This is a genomic window from Citrobacter sp. wls757 (assembly GCF_005280935.1).
In the GTDB taxonomy this organism is placed as follows: domain Bacteria; phylum Pseudomonadota; class Gammaproteobacteria; order Enterobacterales; family Enterobacteriaceae; genus Citrobacter; species Citrobacter portucalensis.
Genome location: NZ_SZWU01000049.1, coordinates 251,919 through 268,742, shown reverse-complemented (window position 1 = coordinate 268,742; position 16,824 = coordinate 251,919). Strand labels below are relative to the sequence as shown.

13 protein-coding genes and 1 pseudogene are annotated in these 16,824 nt (G+C 52.7%); 11 read left to right on the top strand and 3 right to left on the bottom strand.

The genetic code is table 11. The annotated features are described in order from the left end of the window. Positions 1 to 29: 29 nt before the first annotated feature. Positions 30 to 1,424, bottom strand: a complete 1,395-nt coding sequence (galP, locus tag FDW94_RS13575; RefSeq protein WP_008785766.1) for a galactose/proton symporter — start codon at positions 1,422 to 1,424, stop codon at positions 30 to 32. 398 nt (positions 1,425 to 1,822) lie between these two features. Next, the gene (gene metK, locus FDW94_RS13570; RefSeq protein ID WP_020996311.1) at positions 1,823 to 2,977 is read right to left on the bottom strand and encodes a methionine adenosyltransferase; all 1,155 of its coding nucleotides are present in this window, start codon (positions 2,975 to 2,977) and stop codon (positions 1,823 to 1,825) included. A gap of 418 nt (positions 2,978 to 3,395) precedes the next feature. Between metK and FDW94_RS24665 the strand changes: the two are divergent. The 4 genes and pseudogenes from FDW94_RS24665 to speB form a co-directional block, all read left to right on the top strand. Next, positions 3,396 to 3,497, top strand: a pseudogene (locus FDW94_RS24665) (hypothetical protein); the annotation flags it as partial. 258 nt (positions 3,498 to 3,755) lie between these two features. Then, a complete protein-coding gene (yqgB, locus tag FDW94_RS13565; protein ID WP_071692618.1) occupies positions 3,756 to 3,902 on the top strand; it encodes an acid stress response protein YqgB in 147 nt (48 codons plus the stop codon). Next, positions 3,895 to 5,871, top strand: a complete 1,977-nt coding sequence (gene speA / locus FDW94_RS13560; RefSeq protein ID WP_071692619.1) for a biosynthetic arginine decarboxylase — start codon at positions 3,895 to 3,897, stop codon at positions 5,869 to 5,871. Before yqgB ends, speA begins: the two co-directional genes overlap by 8 nt. Positions 5,872 to 6,078: 207 nt before the next feature. Next, positions 6,079 to 6,999 carry an agmatinase gene (gene speB / locus FDW94_RS13555; protein WP_003027056.1) on the top strand — a complete coding sequence of 307 codons (921 nt, stop codon included), beginning with the start codon at positions 6,079 to 6,081 and terminating at the stop codon, positions 6,997 to 6,999. Positions 7,000 to 7,185: 186 nt separating this feature from the next. On the opposite strand, the gene FDW94_RS13545 is transcribed toward speB, so the two are convergent. Then, positions 7,186 to 7,944 (bottom strand): M48 family metallopeptidase, encoded by a 759-nt coding sequence (locus FDW94_RS13545; protein ID WP_137377722.1) that lies wholly within the window; start codon positions 7,942 to 7,944, stop codon positions 7,186 to 7,188. Positions 7,945 to 8,223: 279 nt separating this feature from the next. Here FDW94_RS13545 and tkt point away from each other — a divergent pair, with 279 nt between their 5' ends. From tkt to FDW94_RS13505, 7 genes are all read left to right on the top strand, one after another. Continuing rightward, complete coding sequence (gene tkt, locus FDW94_RS13535) at positions 8,224 to 10,215, top strand: transketolase (RefSeq protein WP_003825453.1); 1,992 nt, start codon at positions 8,224 to 8,226, stop codon at positions 10,213 to 10,215. Between the two features lie 492 nt (positions 10,216 to 10,707). Continuing rightward, entirely contained in the window at positions 10,708 to 11,736 is a 1,029-nt protein-coding gene (gene epd / locus FDW94_RS13530; protein WP_008785759.1) for an erythrose-4-phosphate dehydrogenase, read from the top strand. Positions 11,737 to 11,775: 39 nt separating this feature from the next. After that, positions 11,776 to 12,939, top strand: a complete 1,164-nt coding sequence (gene pgk, locus FDW94_RS13525; RefSeq protein WP_003027032.1) for a phosphoglycerate kinase — start codon at positions 11,776 to 11,778, stop codon at positions 12,937 to 12,939. Positions 12,940 to 13,027: 88 nt separating this feature from the next. After that, the gene (gene fbaA / locus FDW94_RS13520) at positions 13,028 to 14,107 is read left to right on the top strand and encodes a class II fructose-bisphosphate aldolase (RefSeq protein ID WP_003027029.1); all 1,080 of its coding nucleotides are present in this window, start codon (positions 13,028 to 13,030) and stop codon (positions 14,105 to 14,107) included. A 191-nt stretch (positions 14,108 to 14,298) separates the two neighbouring features. Beyond that, positions 14,299 to 15,159: a small-conductance mechanosensitive channel MscS gene (locus tag FDW94_RS13515; protein ID WP_003825461.1), complete on the top strand. Its 861-nt coding sequence runs from the start codon at positions 14,299 to 14,301 to the stop codon at positions 15,157 to 15,159. Positions 15,160 to 15,351: 192 nt separating this feature from the next. Beyond that, positions 15,352 to 15,987 (top strand): arginine exporter ArgO, encoded by a 636-nt coding sequence (gene argO / locus FDW94_RS13510; protein WP_003027005.1) that lies wholly within the window; start codon positions 15,352 to 15,354, stop codon positions 15,985 to 15,987. Positions 15,988 to 16,080: 93 nt separating this feature from the next. After that, on the top strand, positions 16,081 to 16,824 hold a 744-nt coding region (locus tag FDW94_RS13505), incomplete at its 3' end, for an oxidative stress defense protein (protein WP_003825465.1).

Genomic DNA, 16,824 nt, shown 5'->3' with positions numbered 1-16,824 from the left:
TCCTCCGCTGGGGAGGAAGCCTTTGGTGATTAGTCGTGTGCGCCAATTTCGCGCAGTTTACGACCCTTCATCAGGTTACGCTCAATGTGTTCCAGAGAGACGTTTTTAGTTTCAGGGATCAGCCACAGAGTCAGGAAGATGAACAGTACGTTCAGGCCGCCGTAGACCCAGAAGGTGTTGGCGCTGCCCAGCGAGTTCAGCATCGTCAGGAAGGTTGCGCCGACGATCATGTTGGCAATCCAGTTGGTTGCAGTAGAGCAGGTGATGCCGAAATCGCGGCCTTTCAGCGGCTGGATTTCAGAGCACAGTACCCAAATCAGCGGACCGGCGCTCATGGCAAAGCCAACGATAAACATCAGCAGCATCAGTACTGCGAAGTATTGTGCGGATGCCGAGTGAATACCCACGTGCATCATTGTACCCAGCACGCCCATACCAACAGCCATCACGATAAAGCCAAGGATCAGCGTAGGCTTGCGGCCCCAACGGTCAACCAGGCCAATGGCGATAAAGGTTGCCAGCACGTTGGTCAGACCGACGATAACAGTCCCCCACATCTGCTCGGTGGTGTTGGTGTAGCCCGCCAGCTCAAAGATTTTCGGTGCGTAATACATGATGACGTTCATCCCGGTGAACTGCTGCATCACCTGTAACAGAACGCCAAGGAATACCGCGCGACGGAAGTTGCTGTTTTCTTTAAACAGCGCCCAGCCGCTCTGCTTCACCTGCAGACTTTCACGGATTTCATCCAGCTCGCGTTTGGCTTCTGCGCTGGTGTCACGCAGACGCAACAGGACGCGTTCAGCATCAACAAAACGACGTTTAGCTGCAAACCAACGTGGGCTGTCCGGCAGGAAGATAACGCCGACCAGAAGCAGCAGGGCAGGGATGATGATTACACCCAGCATCCAGCGCCATGCGCCGCTGTAGCTAAAGGCTGTATCGGAAAGATACGCGCCCAAAATACCGATGGTGATCATCAGCTGATACATGGAGATCATGCTGCCACGAATCTTTTCCGGGGCAATTTCAGACAGGTACAGCGGCGCGGTATAAGACGCAACGCCTACAGCCAGGCCGAGCAGCACGCGGGAAACCAGCAGGACTTCAACGTTTGGCGCAGCGGCGGAGAACAGTGAACCCGCAACAAACAAGATCGCACCGATCATCAGGCTTTTTTTGCGTCCCAGTTTGAAGGAGAGCCAACCGCTGCCGACAGCACCTACCGCCGCACCAAACATCATGGAGCTCACCACCCATTCCTGAGTGTGCGGGGTAATTTGAAACTCGTCGGTGATGAACGGTAAAGCACCGGCAATAACACCGATATCCAGGCCAAAAAGTAATCCAGCCAGGGCTGCCAGAAAGCAGACAAAAAATGTCATGGCTTTGTTGGAACGCCCCGTTTTTTTATTGTCAGGCATGATGCCCTCCGGTTGGGTAGCTAGTTTTGTTGATGTTAAGGGTAGGTGAGTACGGGGTAAAAAAATGCGAATCACATCACATTAGTGTAATCGCTTACACTGCCATTCATGCTGATTATTGGTTAATTCATTGAAAGTTAACATTATTTATTGGGATTAAATAATGTTGGTCGTCTGAATTTAAGACAATGATGAAATATAATGTAACAGTGATGCAAGTATGCTGGCTAAGAGATGTTAATTCAAGGTAGAGGGAAATATGGTGTGATGTAATCGCTTTCATTTTCATTTAAAGCAATAGTAATCAGCGCGGTTTGGTGATGGATGTGGGAGAGGAAATAGGTATAAAAAAAGACCAGCGTGAGGCTGGTCTTCATAAGCGTTAAGCCTGGTTTAAATTACTTCAGACCGGCAGCGTCGCGCAGCAACTGTGCTTTGTCGGTTTTTTCCCATGGGAAATGTTCGCGACCAAAGTGACCGTAAGCAGCGGTTTCTTTGTAAATCGGGTGCAGCAGATCCAGCATCTGAATCAGGCCATACGGGCGCAGGTCGAAAAACTCACGCACCAGAAGGGTCAGCTGCTCTGAAGGCACTTTTTCAGTACCGAACGTTTCCACCATGATAGATGTCGGTTCTGCCACGCCGATTGCGTAGGAAACCTGAATCTCACAACGGTCAGCCAGGCCTGCGGCAACGATGTTTTTCGCTACGTAACGGGCTGCATAGGCTGCGGAACGGTCAACTTTAGACGGATCTTTACCAGAGAATGCACCGCCGCCGTGACGCGCCATGCCGCCGTAGGTATCAACGATGATTTTACGACCGGTCAGACCGCAGTCGCCCATCGGGCCGCCGATAACGAAACGACCAGTTGGGTTGATGAAGAATTTGGTCGAAGCGGTCAGCCATTCAGTCGGCAGTACCGGCTTGATGATCTCTTCCATAACGGCTTCTTGCAGCGATTTCTGGTCGATATCTTCAGAGTGCTGAGTAGACAGAACAACCGCATCAATACCGACGATTTTGCCGTCGTCATACTGGAAGGTTACCTGGCTTTTGGCATCCGGACGCAGCCAGGATAAGGTGCCGTTTTTACGCACTTCAGCCTGACGCTGCACCAGACGGTGAGCATAGGTAATAGGTGCTGGCATCAGCACGTCGGTTTCGTTGGTTGCATAACCAAACATCAGGCCCTGGTCGCCTGCGCCCTGTTCCAGCGGATCGGCACGGTCAACACCCTGGTTGATGTCCGGAGACTGTTTACCAATCGCGCTCAGTACCGCGCAAGAGTTGGCGTCAAAGCCCATGTCGGAATGCACATAGCCAATTTCGCGAACCGTGTTACGGGTGATCTCTTCGATATCAACCCATGCGCTGGTGGTGATCTCACCGCCAACTAAAACCATACCGGTTTTGACGTAGGTTTCGCAGGCAACGCGTGCTTTTGGATCCTGTTCCAGGATTGCATCCAGCACAGCATCAGAGATTTGGTCAGCGATTTTGTCAGGATGCCCTTCTGATACGGACTCGGACGTAAAAAGGTGTTTTGCCATATTTAATTTCACCTAAGGAGAATTTGGTTAGCTCAAACTGTCGAGTGGAATAGCCATGTGTAGAAGATTCTACCATGAGTCTGCAGATGACGAACACTGGCAGTCTGAGTGTTAATCGGTATAGATGGATTAACATCTGGACGGCTATTTTAGGACAGTTCTTCGCCTGATTTCCAGCTTTTTTTGATTGAGGTCGCATTGTACTGAAAATGTAACTGGAAATTTTTCCTGACGGTGCTGGCAATGTGCATATTTATCTTTTGCTTTTTGACTTTCTTATCGGTATAAAACGCGGCGCGCGGCTCATACAAAAGCACACGACGTTTTCATCGTGTTGCCACTTCCAGCCGGGTTAAAACTTTAGCTTTGGCTTGTGGGTTCGTTCCGTAAGGAGCAACCGTGGAGGTGATACGAGATAATGAACCGTTGTATTCTGCAGAATCTGTCGCACCGTTCTGGTGTACATATGTCCCCCGCAATCTGCATCTCTGCTTTGCATACCTGTCGATGTTATATACACAAAATCATTTATGCTGCGTCGAGGCGGCAAGTGAATGAGTCCCCTGAACGTACGAGTAGTACGTGACTAGGGCAAATGAGCGTAGCCAACAAAGTGGCTGCATGAAGGATGAAGTGTATACCCATCTCGGCGTATCTCAGGACTCAAGAGCCGGTAACGGTCACTAAGAACTGAACAAGGGCGCTCTTGGTAAACAAGAGTTTTCTCGTGGTTTCGCCGAACCGTCAGCATTAAGTTCGGTTACGTGTTTACATTGATATGAAAAAGAAACCGGTCGCACAGTCGGAGCGTCAGCACTATCTGCTGCAAATTCTGCCTGTATTTGGGTTGTTATCGCGTCTTCGGATTGCGATAGTAGTCAACTGTTTTACACTTGTTAATAAAATTGAGGTTCGCTATGTCTGACGACATTTCTTTGGGTTCGCCTTCGTCAGCAGGCGAACACGGTGTACTACGCTCCATGCAGGAGGTTGCAATGAGTTCCCAGGAAGCCAGCAAGATGCTGCGTACTTACAATATTGCCTGGTGGGGTAATAACTACTACGACGTCAATGAACTGGGTCACATCAGCGTGTGCCCGGATCCGGACGTACCCGAAGCGCGCGTTGACCTTGCTGAGTTGGTGAAAGCCCGTGAAGCGCAGGGCCAGCGTTTGCCTGCATTGTTCTGCTTCCCGCAGATCCTGCAACACCGTCTGCGTTCGATTAACGCCGCGTTTAAACGTGCCCGTGAATCTTACGGTTACAACGGTGACTATTTTCTCGTTTACCCGATCAAGGTCAACCAGCACCGCCGCGTGATTGAATCGCTGATCCACTCCGGCGAACCGCTGGGACTGGAAGCGGGTTCCAAAGCTGAACTGATGGCCGTTCTGGCTCATGCCGGAATGACCCGTAGCGTGATCGTGTGTAACGGTTATAAAGACCGCGAATATATCCGTCTGGCGCTGATTGGCGAGAAGATGGGCCATAAGGTTTATCTGGTCATCGAGAAGATGTCTGAAATCGCTATCGTGCTGGATGAAGCTGAACGCCTGAATGTCGTTCCGCGTCTGGGCGTGCGTGCGCGTCTGGCGTCGCAGGGCTCCGGCAAGTGGCAGTCCTCAGGCGGGGAAAAATCGAAATTCGGCCTGGCGGCAAACCAGGTGCTGCAACTGGTCGAAATTCTGCGCGAGCGCGGTCGTCTGGACAGCATTCAGTTGCTGCACTTCCACCTTGGCTCGCAGATGGCGAACATTCGTGATATCGCCACCGGCGTACGTGAATCGGCGCGTTTCTACGTTGAGCTGCACAAGCTTGGCGTCAATATCCAGTGCTTCGACGTGGGCGGTGGTCTGGGCGTGGATTACGAAGGTACCCGTTCGCAGTCTGACTGTTCCGTAAACTACGGCCTGAACGAATACGCCAACAACATCATCTGGGCTATTGGCGATGCCTGTGAAGAACACGGTCTGCCGCATCCGACGGTAATCACCGAGTCTGGCCGCGCGGTTACCGCGCACCATACCGTGCTGGTATCTAACATTATCGGCGTTGAGCGTAGCGAACACACAGAAGCAACGCCTCCGGCTGATGATGCGCCGCGTGCTCTGCAAAGTATGTGGGAAACCTGGCAAGAAATGCATGAACCGGGAACTCGCCGTTCGCTGCGTGAATGGCTGCACGACAGCCAGATGGATCTGCACGATATTCACGTTGGTTACTCTTCAGGTACCTTTAGCCTGCAAGAGCGTGCGTGGGCTGAGCAGCTTTATCTGAACATGTGCCATGAAGTGCAGAAACAACTCGACCCGAGCAACCGCGCGCATCGCCCGATTATCGACGAGCTGCAGGAGCGTATGGCGGATAAGATTTACGTCAACTTCTCGCTGTTCCAGTCGATGCCAGATGCGTGGGGGATCGATCAGCTGTTCCCGGTAATGCCGCTGGAAGGACTGAATCAGGTACCTGAGCGCCGCGCGGTGCTGTTGGATATCACCTGTGACTCTGATGGTGCTATCGACCACTACGTTGACGGTGATGGCATTGCGACCACCATGCCGATGCCGGAATATGACCCGGAGAACCCGCCGATGCTGGGCTTCTTTATGGTGGGGGCTTACCAGGAGATCCTTGGCAACATGCACAACCTGTTTGGTGATACCGAAGCGGTTGACGTGTTCGTCTTCCCTGACGGCAGCGTAGAAGTTGAGCTGTCCGACGAAGGGGATACCGTGGCGGATATGTTGCAGTACGTGCAGTTGGATCCGAACACCTTGCTGACGCAGTTCCGTGACCAGGTGAAAAACACCGATCTGGATACCGAGCTGCAGCAACAGTTCCTCGAAGAGTTTGAGGCCGGTCTGTACGGTTATACTTATCTGGAAGATGAGTAACGATAAATGCCTGCTGGCGCTACGCTTACCGGGCCTACGAAAGTAGGCCGGATAAAGCGAAGCCGCATTTGTGGCACTTACTTGAATCCGTACAAAATAACGGCGATAATTTGCCGTAAATATGCAGCTACCAAATCAATCCCTTCCTCGTCGGGCTTAACGACGCGGAGGGGATTTTTTTTCATCGATTTTTAAAGAGGTCAGTACATGAGCACCTTAGGTCATCAATACGACAACTCCCTGGTTTCTAACGCCTTTGGTTTTTTACGTCTGCCGATGAACTTCATGCCGTACGACAGCGACGCCGACTGGGTGATCACCGGTGTACCGTTTGATATGGCAACGTCTGGTCGTGCGGGCGGGCGTCATGGTCCGGCGGCGATCCGTCAGGTTTCCACTAACCTGGCGTGGGAGCATAACCGCTTCCCGTGGAACTTCGATATGCGCGAGCGCCTGAACGTGGTGGACTGCGGCGATCTGGTTTATGCCTTCGGTGATGCGCGTGAAATGAGTGAAAAACTGCAGGCTCATGCTGAGAAGCTGCTTTCTGCCGGTAAGCGCATGCTCTCTTTCGGCGGCGACCACTTCGTCACGCTGCCGCTGTTGCGCGCACACGCTAAGCATTTTGGTAAAATGGCGTTGGTGCATTTTGATGCCCACACCGATACCTACGCGAACGGCTGCGAATTCGACCACGGCACCATGTTCTACACTGCGCCGAACGAAGGGCTGATCGATCCGAATCACTCTGTGCAGATTGGTATTCGTACCGAATTCGACAAAGACAACGGCTTTACCGTGCTGGATGCCTGCCAGGTGAACGATCGCAGCGTAGATGACATCATCGCCCAGGTTAAGCAGATTGTCGGTGATATGCCGGTGTATCTGACCTTTGATATCGACTGCCTGGATCCTGCGTTTGCGCCGGGTACCGGTACGCCAGTGATTGGCGGTCTGACTTCCGATCGCGCGATCAAGCTGGTTCGTGGTCTGAAAGATCTGAACATCGTCGGGATGGATGTTGTTGAAGTGGCTCCGGCCTACGATCAGTCAGAGATCACCGCGCTGGCGGCAGCTACGTTGGCTCTGGAAATGCTGTATATTCAGGCGGCGAAGAAAGGCGAATAATAGTCGGACTATTTTACTCGTCATTTTGGGTCCGGGCAGTGCTCGCCATCCTCACGTACTACGTGTACGCTCCGGTGGTTGTGCGCTGGCCGGGCCCAAACTGACTTCGCCAATTACGTCCGATAATGGGATGAAATCTGTAGGCCGGATAAGGCGTTCACGCCGCCATCCGGCAGTGTTCAAGGGTTATTTGATCCCGTCTGCGCTCATGCGATCGCGAATATGTTGCGCACGTTCTGCGGATGCCGGGTGATCGTCAAACATTGAGCTTTGACGTCCAGCTTCCAGTTTGGCCAGTTTCTCAAAGCTGGTGGCTAAACCTGCCGGATTGATCCCGCGTTTGCGCAACAAATCATACGAGTAATCATCCGCCTCGGATTCCTGACGCTGGGAGAACTGCGAGTTCACCAGTTTCTCGCCAAGATCGCCCAGTTGCGACTGCGACAGGCTGCCGACAATGCCGCCAGCGGATGCCGCCGCTGCACGTACGGCGTTGGTACCCAGCGCAACCTGCATACCTTTTTTCACGTGACCCAGCGCGACGTGGCCCATTTCATGGCCGATCACCGCTTCGACTTCGTTGTCGGTCATCATATCCATCAGGCCGCTGTACACGCGGATACAGCCGTTTGCCATGGCAAAGGCATTCACATCTTTCGCCATATAGACTTTGTAGTTCACCGGCTGGCCGTTAATGTTATCGCCAAGCGCGGCGGATATTTTGCCAAGACGCGTTGCGTACTCGCTGCTGGCCGGGGCGATAGTAGCCTTGCTGTCCATATCTTTACAGGCCTGATCGCTCAGTACTTTTACCTGAGCATCGCTCAGACTGTAGGCCTGAAAAGCCTCCGCGCCAGAAGAAAGCAGTCCGTTGGAGTCCATGTTCTGGCAGCCGGTCAATGCCGCAGCCATGCTCGTAGCAAGCAGTAAAGCGCGAATTTTCATTTTTTCTCTTCCGCACAAAGTCAGGATTATTCTAAAAATTACGTCGTTTGCAGGTGAACCGACGCTCGGCCTAAGTATAAAGAAAAGAACAATACGCGGGCGAGAAGATTGCGCAACTTGCGCGCATGATCCAGAGATTTCTGAAGCGGCAAAAGGATGCTCCATGTACATGACACGCGGCTTGGGTTACATTGTTGGCACTTTTTTCCGGCGTAGCCCAAAACGCGCTGTCGTCAAGTCGTTAAGGGCTCAGCCTTCATTATCCGATCTGGAGTCAAAATGTCCTCACGTAAAGAGCTTGCCAATGCTATTCGTGCGCTGAGCATGGACGCAGTACAGAAAGCCAAATCCGGTCACCCGGGTGCCCCGATGGGTATGGCTGACATTGCCGAAGTCCTGTGGCGTGATTTCCTGAACCACAACCCGACTAACCCGTCCTGGGCTGACCGTGACCGCTTTGTGCTGTCCAACGGCCACGGCTCCATGCTGATTTATAGCCTGCTGCACCTCACCGGCTACGATCTGCCGATGTCCGAGCTGCAGAACTTCCGTCAGCTGCACTCCAAAACTCCGGGTCACCCGGAAGTGGGTTACACCGCGGGTGTTGAAACCACTACAGGTCCTCTGGGTCAGGGCATTGCGAATGCAGTGGGTATGGCTATCGCTGAAAAAACGCTGGCGGCGCAGTTTAACCGTCCAGGTCACGACATCGTTGACCACTTCACCTATGCTTTCATGGGTGACGGCTGCATGATGGAAGGTATCTCTCACGAGGTATGTTCCCTGGCTGGTACGCTGAAGCTGGGCAAACTGGTTGCGTTCTACGATGACAACGGCATCTCTATCGATGGCCACGTTGAAGGTTGGTTCACCGATGACACCGCGAAGCGTTTTGAAGCTTACGGCTGGCATGTGGTTCGTGGTGTTGATGGCCACGATGCTGACGCGATTAAGCGCGCAGTTGAAGAAGCACGCGCAGTAACCGACAAACCGTCCCTGCTGATGTGCAAAACCATCATCGGTTTCGGTTCTCCGAACAAAGCGGGTACTCACGACTCTCACGGTGCACCGCTGGGCGATGCAGAAATCGCACTGACCCGTGAACAGCTGGGCTGGAAATACGCGCCGTTCGAAATCCCGTCTGAAATCTACGCGCAGTGGGATGCGAAAGAAGCCGGTCAGGCAAAAGAAGCTGCATGGAACGAGAAGTTCGCTGCTTATGCGAAAGCCTACCCGCAGGAAGCGGCTGAATTCACCCGTCGTATGAAAGGTGAAATGCCGTCTGACTTCGACGCCAAAGCGAACGAGTTCATTGCTAAGCTGCAGGCTAATCCGGCGAAAATCGCCAGCCGTAAAGCTTCTCAGAACGCGATTGAAGCCTTCGGTCCTCTGCTGCCTGAATTCCTTGGCGGCTCCGCTGACCTGGCACCGTCTAACCTGACGCTGTGGTCTGGTTCGAAAGCGATTAACGAAGATACTGCCGGTAACTACATCCATTACGGTGTGCGTGAATTCGGTATGACCGCTATCGCGAACGGTATCTCCCTGCACGGTGGTTTCCTGCCGTACACCTCCACCTTCCTGATGTTTGTGGAATATGCCCGTAACGCGGTGCGTATGGCTGCGCTGATGAAACAGCGTCAGGTCATGGTCTACACCCACGACTCCATCGGTCTGGGCGAAGACGGCCCGACTCACCAGCCGGTAGAGCAGGTTGCTTCTCTGCGTGTGACCCCGAACATGAGCACATGGCGTCCGTGTGACCAGGTTGAATCCGCCGTTGCGTGGAAATATGGTGTTGAGCGTCAGGACGGCCCGACCGCGCTGATCCTCTCCCGCCAGAACCTGGCACAGCAGGAGCGTACCGAAGAGCAACTGGCAAACATCGCTCGCGGTGGTTACGTGCTGAAAGACTGCGACGGTCAGCCGGAACTGATCTTCATCGCTACCGGTTCTGAAGTTGAGCTGGCTGTGGCTGCGTGGGACAAACTGACTGCCGAAGGCGTGAAGGCTCGCGTGGTTTCCATGCCGTCTACCGACGCGTTCGACAAACAGGATGCCGCTTACCGTGAGTCTGTGCTGCCGAAAGCGGTTTCCGCTCGCGTTGCAGTGGAAGCAGGTATCGCGGACTACTGGTTCAAATACGTGGGCCTGAACGGCGCAATCGTCGGTATGACCACCTTTGGTGAGTCTGCTCCGGCAGAGCTGCTGTTTGAAGAGTTCGGCTTCACCGTAGACAACGTTGTCGCGAAAGCTAAAGAACTGCTGTAATTTCGATTACAGGTGAAAACGGGTCGCTCAGGCGGCCCGTTTTTTTTTTGCTTTTCCGGAACGCGCCGCGCGTTGCGCAATCGCACGGCGCAGTCTGCTATCCAGACCGTCTGCGGCATCATTGAAGGGCTCCGGGACTCGGACCTCGCGCTGGTGATTAGATGCAGGTTAGGGGGCTTTCTGATTTAAATCAGGGTGTGTAACACGACAATGAAATAATTTTGCTACGGTTATTCGTCATTCTGGAATATGGAATAAATTTAGCGTTGAAGGGCGTTAAAATGTGACGTAAGTCAGATAACTGTGTTCTGTTGCTGGACAATCATTCCTTTTATTCCGCGTTTCGCTTATTCTAGCTGAAGCGTTTCAGTCGATTAAATGTTCGACAATTAACCAATTAGTCGCAGTTTGCGACAGGTAAGGTTTCCCTGAGCGATTTGCTGCATTACTCTGTCTGCCACATCGTTTCTGAGAAATCCTTGCAGGAGACCTATGACCGTACGCGTAGCGATTAATGGTTTCGGTCGCATCGGACGCAACGTGGTTCGTGCTTTGTATGAATCCGGGCGTCGGGCGGAAATCACCGTGGTGGCAATCAACGAACTTGCGGATGCTGCAGGCATGGCGCATTTGTTGAAATATGACACCAGCCATGGACGTTTTGCCTGGGATGTTCGTCAGGAACGTGACCAGCTCATCGTTGGCGATGACGCTATCCGCATTCTGCATGAGCGAACACTCGATGCACTTCCATGGCGCGAACTGGGTGTCGACATCGTGCTGGATTGTACGGGGGTCTTCGGCAATCGCGAACACGGCGAGGCGCATATTGCCGCTGGTGCAAAAAAAGTGCTCTTTTCACATCCTGGTAGTCACGACATCGACGCAACCGTTGTGTATGGCGTTAATCAGGATCAGCTGCGCGCTGAGCACCGGATCGTTTCCAACGCTTCCTGCACCACGAATTGCATAATACCCGTCATTAAATTGCTGGATGATGCTTACGGCATTGAGTCTGGTACCGTCACCACGATCCACTCCGCGATGCACGATCAGCAGGTTATTGATGCTTATCATCCTGACCTGCGTCGCACGCGAGCGGCCAGCCAGTCGATTATTCCGGTTGATACCAAACTGGCGGCGGGCATCACGCGAATTTTCCCGCAGTTTAACGATCGTTTTGAAGCGATAGCGGTGCGTGTACCGACCATAAATGTGACGGCGATCGACTTAAGCGTGACGGTGAAAAAACCAGTAAAAGCCAGTGAAGTCAACCAGTTGCTGCAAAAAGCAGCACAAGGTGCATTTCATGGTATAGTTGACTATACGGAATTACCGTTGGTCTCTGTAGATTTTAACCACGACCCGCACAGCGCCATCGTTGATGGTACGCAAACGCGTGTGAGTGGCGCTCACCTGATCAAAACGCTGGTCTGGTGTGATAATGAATGGGGCTTTGCTAACCGTATGCTCGACACTACGTTAGCGATGGCTGCTATTGGTTTCAGGCTCGACGCTTGAGCGTCGACAAAACTTTATGAATCAACGAGAGGATTCACCATGTCTGTAATTAAGATGACCGATCTGGATCTGGCTGGTAAACGCGTTTTTATCCGTGCGGACCTGAACGTACCAGTTAAAGAAGGGAAAGTAACCAGCGATGCGCGTATCCGTGCTTCTCTGCCGACCATCGAACTGGCCCTGAAACAGGGTGCGAAAGTGATGGTAACTTCCCACCTGGGTCGTCCTACCGAAGGCGAGTACAACGAAGAATTCTCTCTGCTGCCGGTTGTTAACTACCTGAAAGACAAACTGTCTGCTCCGGTTCGCCTGGTAAAAGATTACCTGGACGGCGTTGAAGTCGCTGCCGGTGAACTGGTGGTTCTGGAAAACGTTCGCTTCAACAAAGGCGAGAAGAAAGACGACGAAGCACTGTCCAAAAAATATGCTGCGCTGTGCGACGTATTCGTAATGGACGCTTTCGGTACAGCTCACCGTGCACAGGCTTCTACTCACGGTATCGGTAAATTCGCTGATGTAGCTTGCGCAGGTCCGCTGCTGGCTGCTGAGCTGGATGCGCTGGGTAAAGCACTGAAAGAACCTGCTCGTCCGATGGTTGCTATCGTTGGCGGTTCTAAAGTTTCCACCAAACTGACCGTTCTGGATTCTCTGTCAAAAATCGCTGACCAGCTGATCGTTGGCGGTGGTATCGCGAACACCTTCGTTGCCGCTCAAGGCCACAACGTGGGTAAATCCCTGTACGAAGCTGACCTGGTTGACGAAGCTAAGCGTCTGCTGACCACTTGCGACATCCCGGTCCCGACTGACGTTCGCGTAGCGACTGAATTCTCTGAAACTGCACCGGCTACTCTGAAGTCCGTTAGCGATGTGAAAGAAGACGAGCAGATCCTGGACATCGGCGACGCTTCTGCACAGCAGCTGGCTGACATCCTGAAAAATGCGAAAACCATTCTGTGGAATGGCCCGGTTGGCGTGTTCGAATTCCCGAACTTCCGCAAAGGTACTGAAATCGTTGCTAACGCTATCGCAGACAGCGAAGCGTTCTCTATCGCAGGCGGCGGTGACACCCTGGCAGCAATCGACCTGTTCGGCATTGCTGACAAAATCTCCTACATCTCCACTGGCGGCGGCGCTTTCCTCGAATTCGTGGAAGGTAAAGTATTGCCAGCAGTAGCGATGCTCGAAGAGCGCGCTAAAAAGTAAGCATTTAATGGGCAGGGAAACCTGCCCAATTATTAGCGCGCTTTAGAGCGCGCGCCCTTTCCAAGGCCGAAGATACAGGATTCGTAATATGTCTAAAATTTTTGATTTCGTAAAACCAGGCGTAATCACTGGTGATGACGTACAGAAAGTTTTCCAGGTAGCAAAAGAAAACAACTTTGCCCTGCCAGCTGTTAACTGCGTTGGTACCGACTCCATCAACGCCGTTCTGGAAACCGCTGCAAAAGTTAAAGCGCCGGTAATCGTACAGTTCTCCAACGGTGGTGCTTCTTTCATCGCGGGTAAAGGCGTGAAGTCTGACGTTCCTCAGGGCGCTGCAATCCTGGGTGCTATCTCTGGCGCGCATCACGTTCACCAGATGGCTGAACACTACGGTGTTCCGGTTATCCTGCACACTGACCACTGCGCGAAGAAACTGCTGCCGTGGATCGACGGTCTGCTGGACGCGGGTGAAAAACACTTCGCAGCAACCGGCAAACCGCTGTTCTCTTCTCACATGATCGACCTGTCTGAAGAGTCTCTGGAAGAGAACATCGAAATCTGCTCCAAATACCTGGCGCGCATGTCCAAAATGGGCATGACCCTGGAAATCGAACTGGGTTGCACCGGTGGCGAAGAAGACGGCGTGGACAACAGCCACATGGACGCTTCTGCACTGTACACCCAGCCGGAAGACGTTGATTACGCATACACCGAGCTGAGCAAAATCAGCCCGCGTTTCACCATCGCAGCTTCCTTCGGTAACGTACACGGCGTTTATAAGCCGGGTAACGTTGTTCTGACCCCGACCATCCTGCGCGACTCTCAGGACTATGTTTCTAAGAAACATAACCTGCCGCACAACAGCCTGAACTTCGTCTTCCACGGCGGTTCCGGTTCTACTGCTCAGGAAATCAAAGACTCCGTAAGCTATGGCGTAGTGAAAATGAACATCGACACCGATACCCAATGGGCTACCTGGGAAGGTGTTCTGAACTACTACAAAGCGAACGAAGCTTACCTGCAGGGCCAGCTGGGCAACCCGAAAGGCGAAGATCAGCCGAACAAGAAATACTACGATCCGCGCGTATGGCTGCGTGCTGGTCAGGCAACCATGATCACCCGTCTGGAACAGGCTTTCAAAGAACTGAACGCGGTTGACGTTCTGTAATTTACGCCGTTCTACGTGACATGAGGCCCGCAAATGCGGGCCTTTTTTATTGCCATTTCAATATGCTGCTGGCAGAGAATTCTGTGATCTGTTTGGCAAAATCCAGGTTTATTGTTTACCCTTGTCAGATTGCCAGTCCCGTTGGGACGGCTTTATTTTTCCCATTTGGGTAAGCAAAAAAGGAATATTGAATGGAAGATTTGAATGTTGTCGACAGCATAAATGGTGCGGGCACCTGGCTGGTCCGCAATCAGGAGCTGCTGTTAAGCTATGCCGTCAACATCGTTGCGGCCATCGCCATTGTCATTATCGGTATGATTGTGGCGCGCATCGTATCAAACACCGTTAACCGCCTGATGGTGGCACGTAAAATTGATGCAACCGTTGCTGACTTCCTCTCCGCACTGGTGCGCTACGGTATTATCGCGTTCACGCTGATTGCCGCTCTGGGTCGCGTTGGGGTACAAACCGCTTCTGTGATTGCCGTTCTCGGTGCCGCAGGTTTAGCCGTTGGTCTGGCGCTGCAAGGTTCGCTGTCCAACCTCGCCGCTGGCGTGCTGCTGGTGATGTTCCGTCCGTTCCGCGCAGGTGAGTATGTAGACCTCGGCGGCGTAGCGGGAACCGTACTCAACGTGCAGATTTTCTCCACGACTATGCGTACCGTAGACGGTAAGATTGTTGTGATCCCAAACGGTAAAATCATTGCCGGGAACATCATTAACTTCTCTCGTGAGCCGGTTCGTCGTAACGAATTTATCATCGGCGTGGCTTACGACTCCGATATCGATCAGGTGAAAAAAATCCTCACCGATATCATTCAGTCTGACGAGCGTATCCTTAAAGATCGTGAAATGACGGTGCGCCTGAATGAGCTGGGCGCTTCCTCGATTAATTTTGTGGTACGCGTCTGGAGCAACAGTAGCGATCTGCAAAGTGTCTACTGGGACGTACTGGAGCGTATTAAACGCGAGTTTGACGCCAACGGTATCAGCTTCCCGTACCCGCAGATGGATGTGAACTTCAAGCGTGTGAAAGAGAGCGCGGCAGAGTAATCGCGTGCCCGGTGGCGCTATCGCTTACCGGGCCCACAGGTTTTGTAGGCCGGATAAGGCGTCAGCCGTCATCCGGCATTTCCCCCCCCTTGGTATTAATTCTTCTTATCCCTGATTAAAATTATCCATTTCCGCTAATGTTTTCCCCGCGCTATAGTCTGCTCCTAAGAGAAACAGTTCGGGATGATTAACGTGTTATCGTATTATTTTCAAGGGCTTGCACTTGGTGCGGCTATGATACTTCCGCTCGGTCCGCAAAACGCCTTCGTGATGAATCAGGGGATCCGTCGCCAGTATCACATCATGATTGCTTTACTCTGCGCTATCAGCGACTTAGTGCTGATTTGCGCGGGGATCTTTGGCGGTAGCGCCTTGCTGATGCAGTCACCATGGCTGATGGCGCTTGTCACCTGGGGTGGGGTGGCATTTTTACTCTGGTACGGTTTCGGGGCGTTAAAAACGGCGATGAGCAGTAACCTGGAACTGGCCAGCGCCGAGGTGATGAAGCAGGGACGCTGGAAAATTATCGCTACTATGCTGGCGGTGACATGGCTCAATCCCCATGTTTACCTGGATACCTTTGTGGTGCTTGGGAGTCTGGGAGGCCAACTGGACGTTGAGCCTAAGCGCTGGTTTGCGCTGGGTACTGTCAGCGCTTCGTTCCTGTGGTTCTTCGGCCTGGCATTGCTGGCGGCCTGGCTCGCTCCGCGTTTGCGCACTGCTAAAGCACAGCGGATCATCAATACCCTGGTAGGATTGGTGATGTGGTTTATCGCTTTTCAGTTGGCAAAAGAAGGTGTTGCGCACGTTCATGCGTTGTTCAACTAAGTGTTGTCTGATGGACAACGCAGCGAGATCGGCTAAGCTTGCCTGCATGTGCCCTGAGTTTCGGGGTAATTAATGAAACATGGAGGAACGACCGTGAAGTTCAAAATAATGGCCCTGGCGGCATTAGTCGGATTCAGCGCACTATCGGTACAGGCAAATGAGTTGCCAAATGGACCGCACATCGTGACTTCCGGAACGGCAAGCGTGGATGCGACACCAGACATCGCTACTCTGGCGATTGAAGTGAATGTAGCTGCAAAGGATGCGGCTTCAGCGAAGAAGCAGGCTGATGAGCGCGTGGCGCAATATCTGTCCTTCCTTGAACAGAACCAGATAGCGAAGAAAGATATTAGCGCGGCAAACCTGCGCACCCAGCCGGACTACGACTACCAGAATGGTAAAAGCGTCCTTAAAGGCTATCGTGCGGTACGTACCGTTGAGGTCACGCTGCGTCAGTTGGACAAACTCAATGCGCTGCTCGATGGTGCACTGAAGGCCGGTCTGAATGAGATCCGTTCGGTATCGCTTGGCGTTGCCCAGCCGGATACTTACAAAGATAAAGCGCGTAAAGCAGCAATTGATGATGCTATTCATCAGGCTGAGCAGTTAGCTGCGGGCTTTAACAGCAAACTGGGGCCCGTTTACAGCGTGCGTTACCACGTTTCCAATTATCAACCGAGCCCGATGGTACGGATGATGAAAGCAGATGCAGCACCTGCGACATCCGCTCAGGAAACTTACGAACAGCCGGTTATTCAGTTTGACGATCAGGTTGATGTGGTCTTCCAGATTGAGCCGACGGCGGGGCAACCAGCAGCAACGCCAGCCAAAACCCAG